This is a genomic window from Candidatus Dedyshia acidiphila (assembly GCF_051025295.1).
Classification (GTDB): domain Bacteria; phylum Acidobacteriota; class Terriglobia; order Terriglobales; family Acidobacteriaceae; genus KBS-83.
This window is the reverse complement of sequence record NZ_JBMGJV010000057.1, coordinates 1-21,035: the sequence shown is the minus strand read 5'-3', so window position 1 is coordinate 21,035 and position 21,035 is coordinate 1. Positions and strand designations below refer to the sequence as shown.

Annotated in this window: 16 protein-coding genes, 2 pseudogenes and 1 riboswitch; of the genes and pseudogenes, 2 read left to right on the top strand and 16 right to left on the bottom strand. The window is 61.6% G+C overall.

Annotation, left to right across the window (positions count from 1 at the left end):
* The 16 genes and pseudogenes from AC5IJH_RS17150 to AC5IJH_RS17075 form a co-directional block, all read right to left on the bottom strand.
* A partial coding sequence (locus tag AC5IJH_RS17150) for a tetratricopeptide repeat protein (protein ID WP_491904047.1) occupies positions 1 to 450 on the bottom strand: 450 nt, incomplete at its 3' end.
* A 258-nt stretch (positions 451 to 708) separates the two neighbouring features.
* Complete coding sequence (locus AC5IJH_RS17145; protein ID WP_491904046.1) at positions 709 to 3,957, bottom strand: outer membrane beta-barrel protein; 3,249 nt, start codon at positions 3,955 to 3,957, stop codon at positions 709 to 711.
* Positions 3,958 to 4,012: 55 nt separating this feature from the next.
* Positions 4,013 to 4,216 (bottom strand): annotated as a pseudogene (locus AC5IJH_RS17140) (carboxypeptidase-like regulatory domain-containing protein); the annotation flags it as partial.
* A gap of 331 nt (positions 4,217 to 4,547) precedes the next feature.
* The gene (locus AC5IJH_RS17135; protein ID WP_491904045.1) at positions 4,548 to 6,293 is read right to left on the bottom strand and encodes a CRTAC1 family protein; all 1,746 of its coding nucleotides are present in this window, start codon (positions 6,291 to 6,293) and stop codon (positions 4,548 to 4,550) included.
* Between the two features lie 92 nt (positions 6,294 to 6,385).
* A complete protein-coding gene (locus AC5IJH_RS17130) occupies positions 6,386 to 7,735 on the bottom strand; it encodes a tetratricopeptide repeat protein (protein WP_491904044.1) in 1,350 nt (449 codons plus the stop codon).
* A gap of 8 nt (positions 7,736 to 7,743) precedes the next feature.
* Entirely contained in the window at positions 7,744 to 8,919 is a 1,176-nt protein-coding gene (locus AC5IJH_RS17125; RefSeq protein ID WP_491904043.1) for a multiheme c-type cytochrome, read from the bottom strand.
* A 131-nt stretch (positions 8,920 to 9,050) separates the two neighbouring features.
* The gene (locus AC5IJH_RS17120) at positions 9,051 to 10,598 is read right to left on the bottom strand and encodes a TolC family protein (RefSeq protein WP_491904042.1); all 1,548 of its coding nucleotides are present in this window, start codon (positions 10,596 to 10,598) and stop codon (positions 9,051 to 9,053) included.
* A 157-nt stretch (positions 10,599 to 10,755) separates the two neighbouring features.
* Positions 10,756 to 12,096, bottom strand: a complete 1,341-nt coding sequence (locus tag AC5IJH_RS17115) for a multicopper oxidase family protein (RefSeq protein ID WP_491904041.1) — start codon at positions 12,094 to 12,096, stop codon at positions 10,756 to 10,758.
* Between the two features lie 621 nt (positions 12,097 to 12,717).
* Positions 12,718 to 13,413: a 5,6-dimethylbenzimidazole synthase gene (gene bluB, locus AC5IJH_RS17110; protein ID WP_491904040.1), complete on the bottom strand. Its 696-nt coding sequence runs from the start codon at positions 13,411 to 13,413 to the stop codon at positions 12,718 to 12,720.
* Complete coding sequence (locus tag AC5IJH_RS17105) at positions 13,407 to 13,982, bottom strand: cob(I)yrinic acid a,c-diamide adenosyltransferase (RefSeq protein WP_491904039.1); 576 nt, start codon at positions 13,980 to 13,982, stop codon at positions 13,407 to 13,409. The genes bluB and AC5IJH_RS17105 overlap by 7 nt, the downstream gene beginning before the upstream one ends.
* Entirely contained in the window at positions 13,979 to 14,587 is a 609-nt protein-coding gene (locus AC5IJH_RS17100; protein WP_491904038.1) for a histidine phosphatase family protein, read from the bottom strand. Before AC5IJH_RS17100 ends, AC5IJH_RS17105 begins: the two co-directional genes overlap by 4 nt.
* On the bottom strand, positions 14,587 to 15,333 hold the full coding sequence (gene cobS / locus AC5IJH_RS17095) for an adenosylcobinamide-GDP ribazoletransferase (protein WP_491904037.1): 747 nt from the start codon (positions 15,331 to 15,333) through the stop codon (positions 14,587 to 14,589). Before cobS ends, AC5IJH_RS17100 begins: the two co-directional genes overlap by 1 nt.
* A complete protein-coding gene (gene cobT / locus AC5IJH_RS17090; protein ID WP_491904036.1) occupies positions 15,330 to 16,421 on the bottom strand; it encodes a nicotinate-nucleotide--dimethylbenzimidazole phosphoribosyltransferase in 1,092 nt (363 codons plus the stop codon). Before cobT ends, cobS begins: the two co-directional genes overlap by 4 nt.
* Complete coding sequence (gene cobU / locus AC5IJH_RS17085) at positions 16,421 to 17,005, bottom strand: bifunctional adenosylcobinamide kinase/adenosylcobinamide-phosphate guanylyltransferase (protein ID WP_491904035.1); 585 nt, start codon at positions 17,003 to 17,005, stop codon at positions 16,421 to 16,423. Before cobU ends, cobT begins: the two co-directional genes overlap by 1 nt.
* 119 nt (positions 17,006 to 17,124) lie before the next feature.
* A riboswitch (cobalamin riboswitch) is annotated at positions 17,125 to 17,305 on the bottom strand.
* Positions 17,306 to 17,389: 84 nt separating this feature from the next.
* The gene (locus tag AC5IJH_RS17080; RefSeq protein WP_491904034.1) at positions 17,390 to 18,463 is read right to left on the bottom strand and encodes a glycosyltransferase family 2 protein; all 1,074 of its coding nucleotides are present in this window, start codon (positions 18,461 to 18,463) and stop codon (positions 17,390 to 17,392) included.
* Positions 18,460 to 19,707, bottom strand: coding sequence for a glycosyltransferase family 2 protein (locus AC5IJH_RS17075; protein ID WP_491904033.1), 1,248 nt, complete (start codon positions 19,705 to 19,707; stop codon positions 18,460 to 18,462). The genes AC5IJH_RS17080 and AC5IJH_RS17075 overlap by 4 nt, the downstream gene beginning before the upstream one ends.
* On the opposite strand from AC5IJH_RS17075, the gene galE reads away from it, so the two are divergent.
* Entirely contained in the window at positions 19,597 to 20,559 is a 963-nt protein-coding gene (gene galE, locus AC5IJH_RS17070; protein WP_491904048.1) for a UDP-glucose 4-epimerase GalE, read from the top strand. The two genes, AC5IJH_RS17075 and galE, sit on opposite strands and share 111 nt — an antisense overlap.
* 162 nt (positions 20,560 to 20,721) lie before the next feature.
* A pseudogene (locus AC5IJH_RS17065) lies at positions 20,722 to 21,035 on the top strand (ABC transporter permease); the annotation flags it as partial.

Sequence of the window (21,035 nt, the reverse complement as noted above, 5' to 3'; positions counted from 1 at the left end):
TTTTTTCTTCTCGTGGAGGGCAAGGTAGGTCGAGCCGAGCTTGAACGCGATGCCCGGATCCGGGCGGAGCTCAACGGCGCGCGTGAAGGCGGTGACGGCATCGCGCTCACGGTTCAGGTCTTTCAGGGCACTGCCGCGCGTCATCCAGGCGATCGCGTTTTCCGGCTCATTCGCGACGATCGCATCGGTTTCTGTCAGAGCAGCGGTGGCGTCTCCGGAACGCAGGAGGGCGGAAGCAAATTCCAGCCGTCGCGTGGTGGAAGGAGCGAGTTCGAGGGACTCACGATACAAGTCGATAGCGTCCTGCCGATGGCCCTGTGCGAGTTCAAATTGTGCGAGGAGGCCGAGGATCTGGGCGTTCAGATCGCTGGACGCAACCACGACCGCGGCGGGATCCCCAGCAGCGACTGCCGCTGATTGAGCCCGAATCAGACGGTCGAGGTCACCCACCAGCCGCTGCTCTCGAAAGGCCGTGGTCGATGGATGGATCGGCCGTGCAGGAGGTTGCGGAGCTCGTGTGGAAGCCTGAGGCGAAGCCGGGAGGGTGCAGAGCAGGAGCGCGGCGCAGGGCAGCCGGTAGAGGAGAGAAGATGCAAACCGCACCTCTCGATGGTGCCACAGCGTGTTGCCCGAATTGAAGCAAAAACAGCCGTAAAAAGCAGCGAGGCAGAGCCATCGGCTCTGCCTCGCTGGGTGGAGAGTCTGCGCTTAGAACTGGATGTGCAGACCGTACTGGAACTGCCGTTGTGCGTTGCCAACCAGACCCGTTGCCTGGCCGAAGGAACCCTGCTTGCTTTCGGTCGAGACGACGCTGTTCGCTGCAGAGCAGGCAGCGTACAGGTTGTGATTGTTTTTCTGATCGAAGCCGATCGCTGGACCGCAGTTGATGTTGCTGGCCAGAGTGGTGTTGATCTGGTCGCCGCGGAAGTTGGCATGGTTCAACAGGTCGAATGCGTCGAACCGGAACTGGATCGTCGCTCTCTCGTGCAGTACTTTCCAGTTTTTGTCGATCGACAAGTCGGTGTTGATCAGCTTTGGCCCATGGCAGGCGCCGCGAGGAGCAGTGCCCGGTTCGTAGGTACCCAGGTGATAGCCGACCAGCGTGAAGGCCGCGGGGTTGAAGATCTGAGCCCCCTTTGCTCCACTGGTGCAGCTTACTCCTGGAACCAGCAACGGACGCTGCGGATTGTTGAGTCCAGTCTGGAACAGGGCACCGGTGAAGAGACTCTTATACTTCAGCCCAGTGGTTGGATCGGTTCCGAGGTTGCTACCGTTCTCACCGACGCCGCCCTGGTAGACCGTGATCGAGTTGCCGGAATCTGCCGTGGTGATGCCGCTCAGCTCCCACCCACCCAGTGTCTCGCGGGTCAGCATGTTTCTGCCGCTCAGCGAGGGGAGGAAATAGGTGCCATTAGCCACGAAGATGTTCGGCCGGTTGGTGGCTGCATTGCCGCGATCCAGCCGTGGGTTACCGCCCACCGTGAAGCTCTGCGAACCAGTACCGCCGCCGGAATCGTCGGTGACGATGTCAGCGATAGCGTGGGACCAGGTGTAAGCGGCCTGCATGCGAAACTGTCCGACCTGAGTCCGGAACAGCGTCTGCAGAGCGTTGTAGTAGGAATCGCCGCCGTGTGTCCAGTAAGCCAGCGAGCCGAAGTTCGAATATGGACGATAGGTGTTGGTGTTGCTCGTCTTGTTGATATCGAACGTCGCTGCCGCCCAGTTCGCCTGAGTGACGCCATTGATGTCGTAGCTCGAGGTCAGATGTTCACCGCGATTTCCGACATAGCTGATCTGGAGAACACTGTTCTTCGCTACTTCCTGTTCGAGCGTCAGGTTCCACTGCATCGACATCGGAACCGTGTTCGACGGATCGTAGCCGCCAGCCGGTGATGCGCTGCCCGCACCCAGCGAAGCTGGGGTAGGACCGCCCAACGCGCGTGAAATGTTGCTGGCGTTGACCGCGAATGGAGCGTTTGCGACCAGCGTGTACCGGGAGACGCGTTCACGCTGATAGAACATGCCGTAGCCGACGCGGACGGCAGTCTTACCATTGCCGAACACGTCGTAGGCAAGACCCACGCGCGGGGCGATCATGTGATTGTTGGTGTGAACCAGGTACTTGTTCGGACCTGATACACCGCTGCTGAAGCTGGTGCCGAACTTGGCGTTCGCATCCTGGCAGGGGTGCTTGCCGGGAACGACCCACAGACCGTTGCAAGCGTCGGAAGACGGCTTGGTCGGGTCATACAGGCTGGGCACAAAGTTCGTCTCCAGCCCGTTCGGCTGGTAGGTCGGGGGCAGGAAGGACCAGCGCGCGCCGTAGTTCAGGGTCAGGCGGGGGCGGATCTTCCAGGCATCGCTCGCGTAGAACTCACGATCACGCCAGCGGAGCTGAGCACGGACGTTGGTGGACGGCTCACCCAGCAGGTACCGATTGCCTGGAATGAGAACGTTCGCCAGCGGATTGCCGGTATCGATGCCACCGTTATTCTTGTCCACACCGGAGGCCGTGAAGTTCGGATGCTCGGAGGAGGCAGTGCTGGTGTCCTCGTCCTTGGCGTTCCAGCCCAGAAATAAGCCGACCTTGATGGTGTGATTGCCGAGCGCCTTGGAAACATCGTCGCGCACGGTGTAGATGTCCAGCTTGTTGTTCCACGGTGCGATCGTCCAGATGCTCTGGCCGTTGCCGTAGTTACCAAGTCCGCCCCACACGGTCGGAATGCTGCCACTCTTGTTGTTCTTGAGACTGTTGGGGTAGAGGCTCGGAATGGCGGCATTCAACTGGCCAATCAGGGCCGGATCCGAACCGCCGGGCGAGATGTTGATTCGGTTGTTGGAGTAGGCAAACTCAGCATCGTTGACCAGCGTGTTCGAAATCGTGCTGGTCACACGGCCGATGATCTGCTTAGAGGGCTGTGCCCAGCTCGAGTTGATCTCCGGGAATGGCGTGTCGCCCCAGTACTGGTTGCCATTGTAGGAGGGGTTGGTCCAGGTGTCCTGTACGTACCGGCCCATCAGAACGTTGCGCGGGGTGAGGTTGTAGTCCACGCGTACGTTCTCCTGCCGCCAGTTCAGCGACGAGGGAAGTGACTGCGACCAGTTGTTTTGGCCCTGTGCTGCCTGCTTATTCGGAAGCGGATAGTACTTCGCGAGCAGAACGCCAGCGGGGTCGACAGCACTCAAGACGTGGCTGCCCCCACCGAAGTCGGGCTTGTCCGTGTAGCAGGTTGGATTGCTGAAGTCGCCGGCGATCTCGGCGGCGCTTGCAACGCAAGCATTCTGCGTGAAGCCGCGGATTTCCTTGTTCCATTCCTCGTTGAAGAAAAAGAACAGCTTATCCCGCTTGATCGGACCACCAATGGAGTAGCCGAAGTCATTACGACGCAGCTTGTCCTTGCCGTCGTGCGGCTTCCCCTGCCCTGCGTTCGGCCGGCTGAAGTAGGTATAGCTGGCCAGAGCGTCGTTGCGGCCGCTGTAGAAAGCCGTTCCGTGGAACTGGTTGGTGCCGCTTCGCGTTGCAATGCTGATCACCGCGCCAGAGGCCTGCCCGTACTCCGGTCCGTAGCTGTTGGTCAGCATCTTGAACTCGGCGATCGACTCGATCGACGGGTAGATCAGGATGGTGCGGTTCGAGCCTACGTCATTATCATTTGCGCCGTCGACCAAGAACAGGTTGTTCGTCGTCGGGTTGCCGTTCACGGAGAAGTCGACGCCACCCTGCAGGCCCTTGTTCTTGCTGTCGAAGTTGTTCGCACCGGAGACGCCGGGTCCGAGCTGGGTCAGCTCGACGAAGCTGCGGCCGTTCAGCGGCAGCTCTTTCACCTGCGTACCGTCGACCAGCGTGCCCAGCGAGCCACTGTCGGTCTGCACCTGGACGGCATCGGCGGTGACGGTCATCGTCTCCGAAACGCTGCCTGTCTGGAAGTGCACATCGTTGCGGGTTGCCGTCGCCACGTTCACGACGACATTTTTTTGTCACGCTCTTCTGAAACGAAGGGGCGCTGGCATCCAGTTCGTATGTGCCGACCTGAACATCGTCGAAGTTGAAGATACCGCTCTTGTCTGCCTGAACTGTGCGGTTGGTGCCGGTGCTTGGGCTGATGAGGGTTATGGTCGCGTTGGGAACCGCCGCGCCGGACGCGTCGGTTGCCTGACCGGTAATGCTTCCTGCTGTTCTCTGCGCTACCGCCACTCCACAAAGGAATGGCAGCATCGAGATCATCAGGATAGGTTTGTGCAGTTGCTTCATTCTGCCTCCGAAAAGCTTTGTTACGTTGTCCCGTTCCTCGAGGGAACTTGGATCTGCTGATCCTCAAAATCCCGGATCAACCATATGGTGGACTTAGAAGCCCAACTTTCAGGACGCACCATATTGCAAGGGGGTAAACGTCTGAGTCAATCCTTTTTCTGGCGGTAATTCGCCCGGAAGGCATCATCGAGTGTTTCATCGCCCAGACTCGCCGAACGGGTCAGTCGGAAGGCGGGCGAGTAGCTCGCAGAACAGGCTGTACGCCCGCAGATGGCCGTCTTTGCGGCGGGAAGGGCTACTTGGGAGTGGGGCGAATCCGCTCAGGGGGGACCACTCCGGAGCCCTCGAGCACGGAGTAGAAGTGATCGGCCTCAACCCCCTTGAGCGGCTCCGTCTGGCCCGAGGGCCAGCGTATCTCGACCGCGTCGACGTGAGATATCTTGCCTAGCCCGAAATGGACGCGCAGGTCGTTCTGCGATAAGTAGCTGCCACCGCTACGGACCTCATCCGTCTGCGTCATCCCGCCGGCCCGCACAGTCACTTTCGCGCCGAGCGCCAGGCGGTTGCTCTTGCTTCCGGCGAGCTCGAAAGCTACCCAATGATTCCCCGGGATAGCCGGGTTGTGGAGCAGTTCGGCTTCACCGTCCAAATTTTCGACGACGTAATCCATGGTGCCGTCGTTGTCGTAGTCGAGCGCGGCCAGACCGCGGCCGACATGGGGCTGGGTCAGCACGGGGCCTGCCTGAGCGCTGGCATCGCAGAACGTCCCGTTATGGCTATTCAGGAAGAGGTTCGCGGGCTCCCGGTAGCGGGCCCCCGAAGGCAGGCTGTCCACCTGCGGGTAGACGTGGCCGTTCACGGAGAGCAGGTCCAGCCAGCCATCGTTGTCGATGTCCGTGAACAGGGCACCCCATTTCACGTAGGGAAGGGAGGGTAGCGCTACCCCTGCGTCATAGGACACATCGGTGAAGCTGTCCTTGCCATCGTTGCGATAGAGCGTGTTGAACTCGTCCGCGAAATTGGTGACGTAGATGGAAAAGCGGCCGCTGTGGTCATAGTCCCCGACCGCTACGCCCATCGAGCCCTGCTCGGAGCCGTCACCACTGACCGCCGTTCCCGATTCGAGACCTTCTTCGGATAGCTTGCCCCCGCCCTCGTTGCGATAGAGGTAGTTGGGCGTAGAGTCATCGGCGACATAGTAGCTGGGACGACCGGTTCCACTGAAGTCGGACCAGATCACCCCGAGACCGTAGTAGCCGGTCTTATCGTCAGTGCCCGTGGCCTTTGAAACGTCAGTGAAGGTACCGTCTCCATTGTTGTGAAACAGCGAGTCCCCAGCGCCGCGGAGCCCACGTGGCCCGCATTGCACATCGATGCCGCGGTACCGGCAGGTCGGACTCTTGCCGAAGCCGGGCAGGTCATTGAGCTTGAAGTCGACGTAGTTGCTGACCGCGAGGTCGACCCTCCCGTCCCCGTCGTAGTCTCCAAACGCAGCCCCGGTCGACCAGCGCCCATCAGCCACGCCGGCCTTTGAGGTCACGTCGGTGAACGTTCCGTCGCCATTGTTGTGATAGAGCACGTTGCCGCCGATGCAGGTCACGTAGAGATCGGGCCAGCCGTCGTTGTCATAGTCGCCGACGGCCCCGCCCATCGCGAAGCATGGCGTCTCGATGCCGGCCTTCGCTGCCACGTTAGTGAAGGTGCCATCGTGGTTGTTGTGATAAAGCGCGCCCTTGGCCTTCTCTCCGTGGAGACTCATCGCGACTGTGGGCGCATTGGTGAAGTAGAGGTCGGGCCAGCCGTCGCGGTCGTAGTCGATGACGATCACGCCGCCGCTCATCGACTCGAGGATGTATTTCTTCTCCGGGGCGGAGAGGTGAGTGAAGGCGATCCCGGCCTTCTTCGTCACGTCCGTGAGCTGCGGGACCGGCCGGCTGCTGCAGACCTGTGAGCGTCCCGTGCGTGGTGGAGTCGGCGCACTGTGCGCCTGGGCCAAGGCCCCGCTCTCCGTCAGAGAGGCAAGCAGAACAAGGGCAGCCATACGGCGGAGGGAGGAAGTCTGCAACATGGTGTGGGCGGCTTTATGTATACCTGATCGGCTTGAGGAACGGTAGGCTTCTTAGCTTGCCCGACTCACGGCTGCTTTTGCTGGAGTTGCGTTCGCGCCTGCTGCAGATCGTCTCGGGCGAGCGCGTCATCGGGGTTCTGATCGACCGCAACGGCGAGCGCCGCCGCCGCTTCGGCGAATGCGCCGGAATGAAACGCGGCGAGGCCAAGGTTGCGCATGACCGGTGACTGGTCTGGCTTCGACCAGGCGGCGGCACGGAAGAACGGCATCGCACCTGCGTAGTCATGCTGACGGGCTAACACGGTGCCCGCATCGTTAAGGCTGCTGGCAATGATGACGCGAAGGGTCTGCTCCAGCCTGGGCTCGACGGCGGCCGATGTCTCTTTGGGCGCGTGCGCATCTGGCCGGGTCTGCACCACAGTGGCCGTGCTCTCACTCAACTGGGTTGCCGCTCCACTGCGCACCATCTGCGCGTGAATGGCGCTCTCCTGCTCTGAAAATTTCTGCGCTTCGTCTTGGTTGCCGCGCTGAGCAGCGAGCCGGCTGAGCACCACGTAGGCGCGCCGAATCTGGTATCCACCGCGAGCCACGTCCTCACCTGTGAGCACGACAGCCTTCTGCAAAAACCGGTAGGCCTCCTGTGGCTGGTTCTCGGCGTAGGCGTTCATTCCCAGCTGCAGCAGTGAGTCCGGTGAAGATGCATCCTCAGCCACAGCTCGCTCCAGATAGGTGGCGGCATCGCTGTAACGCTCGTATTGCGAGAGCACCGCGCCGAGCAACTGGTTGCTGTAAGGATCGTCCGGCGCGAGCCGCTGCGCCGCCTCGAATTCGCGCAATGTCTCGGCGTTGTACTGGTACTCATTCAACTCCCAATAAGCATTTCCGAGAGCCAGATGAGCTGGCGAGGACTGTGGATCGAGCGCTACGGCTCGGTTGAGTTCAGCGATGGTTCCCGGCAGATCGTCGGCAGTGTGATGAGCATTGGCCAGCAGCAGGTGCATCTGCGCGGTGTCGCCCTGCGACTGCAGCAGACTTGCTGACGTTGACTCGACGACTGCTGCTCGTCCAGCGCATGCCGCGGCGCCGACCAGTGCCACACCGATCTGGAGGTGCGCAGGGCTGGATGCTGCAGCATCGCTGAGCTGGAAGGCATGAGCGAATGTGTCAGCGGCGGCCCCGCACTGCTGCTGGCCGGTGTAGAGACGCCCGAGCAGGTTGAGCGCCGTGATGCCGAGCTGGGAGCCCGATGCCAGGATCTGAGCAGGGTCCCCGGAGTCGACGGCAGTCTTCTCTGCCGCGATGAGTTGCTGAAGTTCATCGCCTGCATTCGCTTCCTGTGCAAAGCACGGAGGTGCGGCCAAAGAGACGAGCACCGTCCCAAGCAGCACGCCAAATGAGAATGCAGAACGGCGCATGCGAGATCTCAATCCGGTACCGGTGCTCCGGGGCGCACGACCCGGATCCAGTGATCGGTGAAGTTGGCGTGCATCTCCGGCAGCTCGTATTTCTGCATGTGGCAAGTGACGCATTTGCTGGTCGCCATCGGACAGGCTGCCCCGGGATGGCTCGCATCGGCGGCCTGGGTCTTGCTGCCCAGATGACAGCGCAGGCAGGCGGCATCGTATGCGGCGGGCTTGCGTTCAAGCGGCGCGTGCGGATCGTGGCAGGCAAAGCAGGTGGCACGGGAGTCGCCGCTTGTTCCCCAGCAGCGGCTCTTCTCCAGCCGGTAGGCAGGGAAGCGCACGGTCTGCAGTCCTGTGGCACCCATCAGACGCACATCCCAGGATGTGCTGTGGCAGGCGCCGCAGTAGTCCACCGCCTGCACTGGTGTGAGATGGGCAGGATTCGCGATGGATGTGTCCGGGATGGGACCGGCCTCAGGATTCGCTCGCCGCTGCTCCACGTGCTTGGCTCCCGGTCCATGGCAGGCTTCGCAACTGACGCCCGGTTCAATGTGAGATATATCTAGAGCCGGCGTCGAGGTGAGGAACGTAGTGTGGCAGGCAAAGCAGGTGCGTGCTTCAAATGGCTGAACCGTGCGTCCGACTGCCATATTGAGCGATGCCGGTGGTCCGTGCAGGCGCCCGGGTGTGGCTGCAAAACCATGAGTGCTGGCGAAGTAGTTGAAGCGGGACTCGCGGAAGCTGCCATCGGCATCCTGCCACAGATAGCTTTGGCCAACTTGGCCAGAACCGAAGGCCCAGCGGAGCGCCGCTGAACGGCTTTCGTGCCCATCACTGACACGCATGATCCACTGCGCTCCATCATGCGCGAGCGCGTAGGTGTAGGGACCGGATTTGTATGTTGCTTGCGGGTGCTGGGCGAGAACCGAAGACGCCGACGCTGGCAGCAAGGTCTGCGCCATCTGGCTGTGCCTTTGCGATTCCACGATGTCGCCGTGGCAGTCGGCACAGGCTTGAGTCCCGGCGTACCCGGCGTGGGAGGATGCGGGGCGAGTGGGCCACCAGGCCGATGAGGCCAGTCGCTCGGGAGTGGTCATCGGCGCCGAGCTGTTCGGCTCGGCGGACCGCATGGCGATCCCGATGGAACAGATGGCGACAAGAACGACGGCAACGCGACTGGAACGACGGGGGCGCAACGCGCTCAGTATACCCGGCGCTGCCGCTCATTTCGAAGAGGGGACTGATTGTGCTGGGTCCATCGAATTGCGAACGGACCCGCGGCCTGACCGAGAGTGGCTGTTGCTTTGCGCAGCGCCTCGGTCGCCGTTTATGGCTCGAGTCCGTTATTGAAGATGGATTGCTGTGCATTTGGCGCGTTCAGGTCGGATGGCATCCTGCCCGTGGTCGATGACCGTATCGGATCCTGCTCCACCGATCCACTTCCAGCGTCGGCATGTGCAGAAGATAGTGTGCCACCCGTATAGAGAAAGCCCTGCAGCACAACAGATGCTCGATGTGCTGACCCGAGCGCCTCCAGGTAATCGACCTCGGCCGTATACATTTCGCGTTGCAGGTTTAGCACGCGTGCATAGGACGCATCCATCATGCCGTACTGACGTGTCATGAGCACATACGCTCGCTGGGTACGGGGCAGGATCTGCTCACGGTAGCGCAACGCGATCAGTTTTGCGTTTTTGTATGTATCCGCGGAAGCAGCGAATCGATCGCGCAGGCTGAGCTCGATGCGCTGCAGCTCCTCCTCGGCGCGGGAAACACCGGCGCGATCGGCATCGATGTTGCCCTGGTTGCGATCGAACAGATGCAACTGCACTCCGATTTCGGCATAACCGACCAATCCCACACGACTCTGCGGCGTCGAGAGCGGCTCATTGTTCTGCGCCAGGCCCCCTTTGGCAGACAGATCGGGAAAGTTATCCCGCTGGGCGCGTTTCAGCATCGCTTCGGCTTTGGCTACCTCGGCCTGTGCGAACTGCACCTCCGGGCTGTGCGCCAGTAGATCGCTGAGCAGCTTGTCGTCATCCGTGTCGTGCGGCAGATCTTCAAGATCGCCAGCGACCGCACCAATGGGCAGGTGGGAGTCGCCCACCACGCTCGACAGACGGACCCATGCGCGAGTGAGCCGGTTCTTTTCGACGTCGACCGCAAGCCTCATCTGCTCTTCTGCAGTCTCCACCTGCAGGATCTCGCTCTCGTCCGCCTGCCCGGTGTTGCCGAGCTCGTGCGTATACTCCATGGTCTGGTGCGCGATCGTGAGTAGATCCTGTTTGATGTTGACGAGCTCCTGCTCCGTCAGCACGCTGTAGTACGCCTGCCGTGTGTCGTTGACCACGCGATAGCGCTGCGCCTCCGCCGCGGCCTGCACCTGTTCGATGGAGGCGTCTTCAATCCTGCGGTTCAGGCCCAACTTGCCCCCGAGGATCACCGGCTGGTCGATAAAGAAGCCCTGCTTGCCGGAGCGGAAGGAACCTCCGCGGATTTCATCGCCGTAGTAACCAACAATCGGGTTCGGGTTGAGTCCCACCTGGCGGCGTATGCCGCGGTGTTCTTCGATGGAGCGCTGCGCCTGCGCCAGTGTTGGATTGTGCTTGAGCGCGCGCTGCTCAAGGTCGTCGAGCTGGTACACAACGCTGCTTTCCGGGTGCTTCGACCGGCCAATCACGGGCAGCCTCGGTTGCACGTGAGGGATGTCCTGCATGTGCATGTGCATCGCCGGCTCGCCGTAACCGACCGGCGGAATGGTCGGCTCCGTAATCGGTCGAGAGTCGTGCTGGTGCGCCGGACCCGCTGGTGCAGCTTGCGGGTGGTTCATCCCGGGCATATTTGGATCCATCTGCATCTGCGGACCCATCTGCATGTTCGGATCCATGGACGGGTGTGCGGGCGCATGCTGATGCGCGTCGGGTGCTTCCGGCTGCTGCGCGTGTGAAGCGAGCAATAACGGAGCAGTCAGAAAAACGTAACAGGCAAGAGTACGAGAAAAGAACATCGATGAACTCCGGTCGCAGGCGCGGCTATGCGCCGGGGTGATGGTGCGTGCCAGGATGGGCTGCGGGCAGAACCTCGCCTTTGGACACAAGTTCCATGATCTGGTCGTAGCGATCAGGCGGCAGCACGCGGACCAGCGCCATCATGCCCATCATCATGGAACTCCAGTTCGGCGCCAGCCCCGTGTTCTCGGGCTTGGCGACGGTCTTCGCTTGATCCATCCCCATGTCCATGAAGGCATCCTGGGGGAAGCCCTTCACTGCGTTCGCATCTTCCGTAATAGGGGCGTGATGGACGTGCTCGAAGCCGACCGTATCAGCGAGCGTCTGCATTTGCATCAATGCGCGCTTGTCTGTCTCGTCGGACGTCGTGATCATGCGATCGCCCATCAGGTCCATCATGTTGTTCATCATGTGGTGCGGCAGATGGCAGTGCAGCATCCAGTCGCCAAGATTGTTGGCGACGAATTCGATATCGCGAGCCTGCGCCACACCAACCAGAACCGTGTTGCCCGGCCACCATGCTGACTCGGGAATGCGGCCACCTTCCGTGCCAGTTACCTGGAACGTGTGCCCGTGCAGATGGATCGGATGGTGATCCATGCCGATGTTCGCAATGCGGATGCGTACGCGGCTGTTTTGGCGGACTAGCAGCGGCGTGGTGCTCGGCGCAGATTTGCCGTTGAAGGTCAGCCAGTTGAACTCCATATTGGCTGTGTTGGGCACGCTCTGGTTCGGCAGCAGCGCCCATTCCTGCAGTACCAGCCCGAAGTCGTGATCGACATGCGGCGCATGCGGCTCACGGGGATGCAGAATGAAGAGGCCGACCATGCCCATCATCTCCTGCATCGCGCCGTGCGAATGGTAGAAGTAGGTGCCGTTCTGGTGGAACTCGAAGTCGTAAACGAAGCGACCGCCAGGCGGGATCGGCTTCTGGCTGACGTATGGCATGCCATCCATGGGCAGCGGATCTTCGAAGCCGTGCCAGTGCATCGTCGTCGACTCGGGCAGATGATTGTCGAGGATGATGCGAACGTGATCGCCCTGGTTCGCCTGGATGGTTGGACCAGGCGCGCTACCGTTGTAGCCCCAGCAATCGACCCACTTCCAGGGTGAGATCTGCCGGCGTACTGGCTCGGCGATCAGATGAAACACCTTGACGCCATTCTCAATCGTGTGGGGCAGATCGCCAACATCGGGCGTCTGGACGGGGACGTTGAACGAGGGACCCGGCTGGCGGTGGCGATCGCGATTCAACTGCTGGGCTGACGTGAGGCCACGCGCCTCTTCGGCGGTAATGCGTTGGGAAGCAAGCAATCCGGCGCCAAGCCCCAGCGCTTGCTGCAGAAAACTCCGGCGATTTGCCACGATGCATCTCCTGTGTGCGAGCCCGTAGAGCGGGCGCAGCTATGTCGATTGAGGGCGAGGGGACTCCTCTGCCCGCCTTCGCTCATGAAGATGTCGCTAGATGCGCAACGCAGTACTTCGCTCGGCGAGCGAAGGGCAGGAGCTTGCCCGTGGCGGCGAGCCTTGGATGCGCGCTTGCACCTGCTCATGAAGCTTCAGTGTCCGCTCGACGGCAATGAATGGCGAATGCACGGTGAGCCTGGGGTGGATGGCCGTGTCGCGCAGGGCGGCGTGTCTGCATGGAACGTGCGAGCAGGCGCTCGATGCTTTTAGCCCATGTACCATCCCGGCCGTCTTGCTGCTGCTTGCACGGCTGCCGTGACACGCGGTACGAGATGGCTGCTCTGCTGCACAGGCGAGATGGCCGGAGCTGAGGCCACACGCGACATCGCAGCGCACGGACGCGCATGTGACAAAGACGAGGAGCGACGCCATCAGCCAGGTCGCGATTGTGTAGAGTGCTCGCATGCGGCTCAGGCAGCGGCGTTGAATCACCGCTGGACAACTCAGTGTACGCCGCACCGAAGCGTGCTACTCGATCGCGTCAAACCGGCGGCGAGAGTCTTACATCCAGTCCTGTACTCACTCAGGGGACCGAGGCTCTGAAGTCTCATAGGGCTGATCGTAGTGCTCGGAGCGCAGCACATCGCCGAGTGGAATGCGACGCTCCCATCCGCGCTGTTCCAGATCCGGCGAGCTCGCGAAGGCGTCGACGTAGCCGATGCAGAGATAGGCAATCAATTCTGCATGGGGCGGGACACGAAGCAGCTGCTTCAGTGCATCCGGGTCAAGAATGCTGACCCAGCCGACGCCGACACCCTCAGCCCGTGCAGCGAGCCAGAGATTCTGAATGGCGCACACAGCCGAGTAGATCGTCGTCTGTGGCATGGTTTGACGTCCAAGCCCATGCCCAGCGCTGGTTGCGGTGTCGCAGACCACGCAAAGGTGTTGTGGCGCCTCGCGCAGCCCTTCCAGCTTCAGGTCGCTGTAAAGTTCGCGGCGTTCGCCCGTGTAGCCTATCGCCGCTGCCATGTTTGCGCGTTCGAAGAGGTGATGCACCTCTCTGCGCATTGGCTCACTGCGGATGACGATGAAGCGCCACGGCTGCATCAGGCCCACGGAAGGTCCGTGGTGCGCGGCCGCAAGCAGGAGTTTCAACTGCTCCTCTGGAAGCGGCCCGGGCAGAAAGCCACGGCGTACATCGCGACGCTCGCGGATGGCCCGGTGGACTGCCGCTCGTTCCTCAGCCGAGAAGCCAGCGGGGCCTTCCTCTACCATGCGCGAGACCAGCGCGCGCCCGAGTGCCCTTGGTCGCGCAGGCTGGAATCAATGCCGGCCTCCAGTTCGAGGAGGCGCCCAAAGAGCCAGATCAGATCGGAGAGGCGATTGATATACGGAAGCACCTGCGGGTCGACCTCCTCACCACTCTCCATCAGCCGAACAATGTGGCGTTCCGCGCGACGGCAGACGGTGCGCGCCACCTCATACGCCGCGGATTGCGGATACGCGCCCGGCAGCGACCAGTCTGACAGAATTCCTGGCCGGCCTTCGATCTCGTGCACGAGAGTCGTCAAAGTTTCAACGTCCTCCGCCGAAAGAGGGGAGGACTTCCGGCGAGCCTCCATCGGCATGGCCAGTGCGGACCCAACGCGGAACAGCGTCTTCTGAATATCGTGCGTCCAGTCATGCACTTGCTTGCTGGTGCACAGGCTGCGCGCAAATCCGAGGGTCGAGTTCAACTCGTCCACTGTGCCGTAAGACTCAACACGCAGGTCTGCTTTCGAAACTCGGGTGCCGCCGGTCAGCGATGTCTGTCCGCCATCGCCCTGCTTGGTCGCGATACTCATCGTGTTTCCTCCCCAACCACTCTAGCCCGTTTGCGAAAAGACAATTGAGGCGCGGTTTCGTGTGGCAGAAGCATAGGAATGACGGCGCCGTACTCAGCCGTCTGGCTCCACGCTTCTTCGTCGCCCACCCCGCCGGCCTGCACCAGGACGGAGCGGATCACACCTGCGTGGGTGACGAGAATGGTGTCCTTTGTTGCTGATCGACGAATCTCGTCGAGCGCGGCTCCTACTCTTCGGTGGAATGCGGCCGCACTTTCACCACCAGTGGGAGCCGTTGTCGCACTCTCCTCGAGCCACGCCCGGGCATCAGCCGGGAACTGTTGCTCCACTTCATCCCAGGTCAGCCCTTCCCAACGACCGAACCACATTTCACGTAGCGCAGGCCAAAGCTCAAATGGAGTTCCCAGGTGCTCCGCAATCGCGGCCGCGGTCTGCTGCGCGCGACGCAGGTCACTCGAGAGAATGCGGGCACCCGAAAACGCAGTGAGCCGAATCGCGATCGCGGCAAGCTGCTCACGTCCCTGCTGATTGAGCTCCGGATCCAGATGACCGCAGTAGCGGCCGCGGATCGCAGTCTCTGCGTGGCGAACGAGGATCAGACGCATCACCGCCACACTCCGCAGAGGTAGATGGCGATCTCGGTGAGCTGCTGGGTCGCTCCGAAGCAGTCGCCGGTCACACCGCGTAACCGGCGCCAGTAGTAAGCACCGCTGAGCAGCATCACAACCACCGCGGCCATGGCTGGGCGCCATGAGCTTGCTCGCATGAGCGGCAGCACAATCGCAAGGGCGATGGCCGTGCCCAGGACGAAGGAGGCCGAGGAGACCTGTCCCGCTACGCGCGCGCCCTGTCCTGTGTGTGGACGTGCTGCCGGAAGCGCAAGACCCAGCGGCAATGCCGTCCAGCGGGAGAGCACTTGGGCGGCAATCAGCCAGACAGCGAAACGCTCCTGCGGCAATGCAGAGAGCAGCACGATTCGCATGACGAGCGACAGGCAGATGGCGATCGCCCCGAAGCTGCCGACCCGGCTGTCTTTGAATATGTCGAGGATGCGCTCCGGCGTGCGACCGCCGCCGAAGCCATCCGCAGCATCGCCCAGCGCGTCATCGTGCAGACCACCGGTGAGCAGAATGAGCAATAGGACCAGCAGCGAGGCCGCCATTAGCGGTGGCAGATGCGAACGCAGTGCAAATGCGAGTGCTGCTGCGAGCGCACCTACCAGTAGGCCAACCAGCGGAAACCACGCCGTCGCCCGGCCCATTGTGCCGTCGTCAAACGCGTAAGACGGTACCGGCAGGCGTGTCAGGAACTGTACTGCGGCACACAGATCAGCGTAGCTGCGCCGGATCACAGCGCGCTGCTCACGCCTGCGGATGCGAACGTCGCCATGCTGGTGAATAGGTGCGCCGCCGATGACAGGATCGGCAACGCAAGCACCGCGCCCGTCGCTTCGCCCAGCCGCATCTGCAACCCGAGAATCGGTTCGAGCCGGAGGTACTCTAGCAAATGCGTATGCCCTGGCTCTTCGGAGCGGTGCCCCGCGAAGAGAAAGTCGCGTGTGGTGGGCACGCTTGCAACCGCCAACGCCGCGGCTGCAGTGGCGATGAAGCCGTCGATCACGACTGCCATTCGGCATTCGGCAGCGCTGAGGATGAAACCGACCACCGCAGCTATCTCGAGTCCCCCGACGCAGCGCAGCAGATCAGTCGGCGTGACCGCTGCGTTTGCAAAGTGCAGTTGCAGTGCTCGCTCCACGACCGACCGCTTCCGCGCTAGGCCCGCATCATCGAGTCCAGTTCCGCGGCCGACCACATCCGCAACCGGACGCCGCAGCAATCCGGCGGTGAGTGCTGCCGCCGAGGTGGTGTTTCCTATGCCCATCTCACCTACTGCGACGACGTGATCGCCACGCCGGCTGGCCTCGCGCGCGAGCCGAGCACCCAGTTCGACAGCCACGCGCAACTCGTCATGGCTCATTGCCGGCTCGCGTGCGAAGTTGCGCGAACCCGCACGAAGCTTCGCCCTGACCAGCCGCGGATCGGGTGCGAAGGCGCCGTCTACCCCAACGTCCACCACCGTAAGCGGAACCCGATGTAAGTGGCACAGAACATGAATCGCCGCTCCACCGGCCAGGAAATTATGCACCATCTGCGCGGTCACATCCCGCGGATAAGCGCTCACGCCTTCTTCTGTCACGCCGTGGTCGGCAGCGAAGACCCACGCCGACATCTGGAGCGCAGCGGGTAGGGCGCCGTCGTAGATACAAAACAACTGCGCAGCCATGGATTCAAGACGTCCCAGGCTGCCTATCGGCTTCGTAAGTTGGTCGAGATGTAACTGCGCCTGCGCGAGCCGGTGGTGCGAGCAGGGCTGCACGTCGACGCACTGTTCAAGTGCAAACAGACTCAGCGGCTCGGAGTTCCGCAAGGCGTTGTCCATCAGCTCCGCGACTCCATGTGCGGGCTTTTTACCGTCAGCGGCAGGCCCGCAACCATCAGCAGCACGGTATCTGCGACGGCCGCGACGCGCTGGTTCAACTGACCGAGGACGTCGCGAAAGAGTCGCCCAGCAGGAAAGGCCGGAACGATGCCACTGCCCACTTCATTGGTGACCAGCACGACTGCGGCGCTAGTCTCTTCAAGCGCGTTGCAGAGCTCTGTGATCCGCTCATCCAGCCAAACGCGGCCGGCATCCTTTCCATTGCTTTCGCTCATGCTGAAGGAGCGGTCAAGCAGGCTCGAGGCGAACAGCGTCAGGCAGTCCACGATAATCACGTCGGTCTGCGCGCTTTGCGCGAGAAGCGCCTGCGCGAGCTCGGTCGACACTTCGACAGTCTTCCACTCGGGCGGCCGTTCCTGCTGGTGCCGGAGGATCTTGTCGGCCATCTCGCCGTCTGACGCCAGCGCCGTGGCGATGAAGACCACCCGCTCATGCGAGGCAGCAAGTTCGAGCGCATGACGGCTCTTTCCGCTGCGCGCCCCTCCGAGGAGCAGCGTGACACTTTTCTGCGCAGCTTTTGGCATCGCGGCGGACCTCACGCGGCGGGACGAAACACGACGGCCAGTCATCTATGGAATGCGGCTCTTCACGAGGAGCCGGCGAACACAGATGCTCTCCAGCTCTCCCATCGAAGCTGAATGAAGCCAGGGATCAGGCTCTGGCCGGTCTCCTGACTTACGCCTCGGCGGATTCGAGTGGCCTTCCCAGGAGCGACGCTCCCAGTGGCCGGACTTTGTCCAGACTCGCATCCTCAGCGCTTACAGTTACGGGGTAGTGGCGGATTTGCACCGCGCTTCCCGAGCACCAGAGGAGTCAGGGTAAGTCTGGTGAAATGGGAAGTCAACTCTGCGGCGCGATGTAAAAGCTCGGCCGTGAGAAGGCGGCTCAATGTCTCCGAGCTGAAGCGACTAGCATCCGCCAGTCTTCCCCGGCAGTTCGACAGGAGGAGCGACCAGAAACGATGTGCCGATCAGGGGGAATGGTCCACGGAAAACCAACCGGAGCAATCGGCGAAGGTGGAAGCCTACCTTCACCAGAAAGACCATGGCGGGTGCGAACACATATTGGAGCGGATGATCTTCCGCGCAGGCGTGGATGAGTGGCCACACCTGAGAGTAATCACGAAAGGCAAGGGCCTCCCCGATCAAGAAGCGTAGGTAACGGCGGATTCCGGTCTCGATGCTGGCATGATGCTCTGGATAACGCTCAAGCATCTCTTGCCCAACCATACGCAGCGATCGAAGCATGCGAACGCGATCGCTTGACATCCGGCAGGGGACGACACGGTAGCCGGTCAGATAGTCCGGGACAAATGCAAATGTGTACCGGGTGGCGATGCGGAAATAGAGCAACCAGTCTTCGCATCCATGGACACCCGCGTTGCGTAGATCTGAGTCGAAGCCTCCTGCATACTCGAGCGCTTCCCGGCGAACCAGTGGTGAGCTACCGTGACCGACGAAGTTACCGAGCATCGTTTCTTTCAGCACCCATCCGGTGATACTGCGATCGCCTACGCGATACCGGCGGCAGTCATTCTCATCGATCACGTCGAACCACGTGTACACGAGTCCTAGCTCCGGGCCGTGTACTCGCGTCATTGCTACCTGACGCTCAACCTTGGTGGGCGCCCAGAGATCGTCAGCATCGAGGAATGCGATGAGGTCGGAGCGCGCGCTCTTCCAGCCAAGGTTGCGCGCAGCGGCAACACCGGAGTTGGGTTGTGTCAGCAGGCGGACACGGCCATCGCGATCCGCATGGGTGCGCACCAGTGCAGCGGTGCCGTCGGTTGAGCCATCATCCACCACCACAATCTCGAGATTTCGATGGGTCTGCCCGCGCACACTGCGCAGTGTCCGATCGAGCGTTGCTGCTGCGTTGTAGGCGGGGATGACGACACTGACCAGTTCCTGCTGTGACACAAGCGCGCCGCTCGATCCGCCATCATGAGGAATCGTCTGTGTGTCGTTGAGGGTGTCAGTCAAGAACATGCTCCTGCATCAAGCGTCAGGAGCCGATCATAGGGCAGCAATGGTTCAGCGATGAGAGGCTGTTGCAGCGGTTGTCCTGGAGAGACCTGGGTCCGCTCGTAGCGCCTCCGACGTCGTCCCAGCATCCGGACGATTGAGGGCGCGACCAGAAGCAGCAGGCGGGGACCCGCGCGGAGAGCCCATCCTATCGCTCCGATCCAGTCCCCGGCCCAATAGGCGGAACCCGCAAGATAGAGCGCGAACTGCTGATGTGCCAGCCGCACGCTACGAGCCGCCAGTCGTGGCCGAAGCTGCGTGGCCATGGCGACGACTCGCTTGTGCGAGCGCCACATCTTTTGCCGCGCACTGCTCATGCTACCTACGCTGCGACGATAGCCTAGCAGTATCTCCGGAACCACTGCGAAGCTATGGCGGTGCGCGATGCGCAGCGCCAAGGCCCAGTCTTCGCATCCGCCGGCATCCGCCGCGGCCGCCTGTTCGTCGTATCCCCCGGCTTCTTCGATGCACCGCTTGCGGAACAGCGGCGCGCTTGCGTTGCCGGTCACGTTCATCCTGAGTAGTGTCTCGAAGCAGTCGCCTTCGACTGCCCATCTGGGGGAGCGGTCGAGTACGAGTCCTTGCTCATCCATCCACACCCACCAGCAGTAGACGAAACCGGCTCTTTCACCCGCTGTGCGCAACCGGTCCACCTGTCGCGCGATTTTCATCGGCAGCCAGAGGTCATCCGCATCGAGCGGCGCGATGAACTCTCCGCGGGCCTCCGCTATCGCGCGGTTGCGTGCTCGTGCGACACCCTGATTGGGCTGGTGGAATACCCGCAACCGGGAGTCGGCGGCGGAAGCGTGCGCCAAGATTTTCGACGTACGATCGCTCGACCCGTCATCGACAGCGACGATTTCAAGGAAAGGGTAGGTCTGGGAGAGCGCAGAACGGATGGTCTGGGACAGGAATTTCTCTCCGTTCCAAACTGGAAGTATCACTGAGACAAGAGGTGCGCTTCTCAAGCGATTTCCTTCGCGATTGTTATACTGAGCGGGCTCATCCAGAACATCGTAGCGAAGCTGGCCCAAGATATCAGCCCGAAACAGCAGGGCTCTGTTCCGGGAGTCATTACCTTGACGCGCGTCTTGATCACGGGAGGGGCGGGGTATATCGGCAGTCATACTGCCCGTCGGCTCAGCGGGTCGGGGATTGACTGTATTTTGCTTGACGACCTTAGAAGCGGACAGCGCGACCATACACGCTGGGGAACCCTGGTAGAGGGACGGGTGGAAGACACTCCGCTTGTGCGGACTGTTCTCCGCGAGCACTCCGTTACGGCAGTGCTTCACCTCGCCGCCAGTGCGCATGCAGCCGAATCGATGGCAGCGCCACTCGCATACTTCTCGAATAATGTGAGCGCAACTCTTGCGCTGCTCGAAGCCATGGCAGCCGAAGGCGTAAAGCAGGTTGTTTTCGCATCCAGCTGTGCGGTGTATGGGAATAGTCAGTTGGCACAAGAGGACGAGGCACCTGCCCCATGCAGTCCCTATGGTGAATCGAAGTGGGTAGCTGAGAAGATGTTGCACTGGTTTGCACGGGCCCGCGATTTCCGCTTCGTGGCGCTGCGTTATTTCAATGTCGCTGGGGCTGCCGAGGGCCTGGGAGAGCGATGTGCCTCCTCCACCCGGATTCTGCCGCGCGCCGTGTACGCATCTCTCACAGGCGGGCCCCCGCTCAACGTGTTTGGCACAGATTTGCCTACAGAAGATGGAACAGCAGTACGAGACTATGTGAACGTCGACGACGTTGCTCGCGCCAATCAATTGGCGCTGCAGTATGTGAGCGACGGCGGTGGCGGTGAGGTGATCAACATTGGATCCGGCCGCGGTACGTCCGTGTTTGACATCGTGCAGGCGGTCGCGGCACAGACCGGCCGAAAGCCCGCGTATATCAGGAAGGCTGCGCGGAACGCGGATCCTGCTTGTGTGGTCGCGGAGATCACTCGGGCGCAGCGCATCCTTGGCTGGCAGCCCCTGACGTCCGATCTACACACGATGGTTCGGTCGGTGGTGCACGCCTGCGAGTCACAACGGTCCAACTCCATCTAGTCCGGAAAGGATGACCAGTTCCAGGCTTTTCGCGCCAATGCTGGGGAGGGTACCCCGACTAAAATGAGCGCAGACCCGCACACGATGCTACGAACCCCAATTCTCTGGCTGGGAGAGCGCCTGCCTCGTATTCCGCGATCGTGGGAACATGGCCTGCTTGCGATGGCACTGACCGCGTATGCCGGGCTGCTTGTCTTCATCATTCCTCGACACGAGCCGTGGGCGGACGAGGCGCAAAGCTGGGAGTTGGGGAGCAGCCTCAGCCTCCGGTCTCTGTTCGGAACCTACATTCATTACGAAGGCTCGCCAGGCTTGTGGCACCTGCTGATCAACTTGCTGAACGGCATGGGGGTTACATACACGGGCCTTCACTGGGTGTGCGGCGGAATTGCATGCGGCACGGTGATGTTGATTCTTTACCGCTCGCCGTTCCCGCTGCTGTTTCGGCTGGCGCTGCCGTTCACTTACTTTTTTTT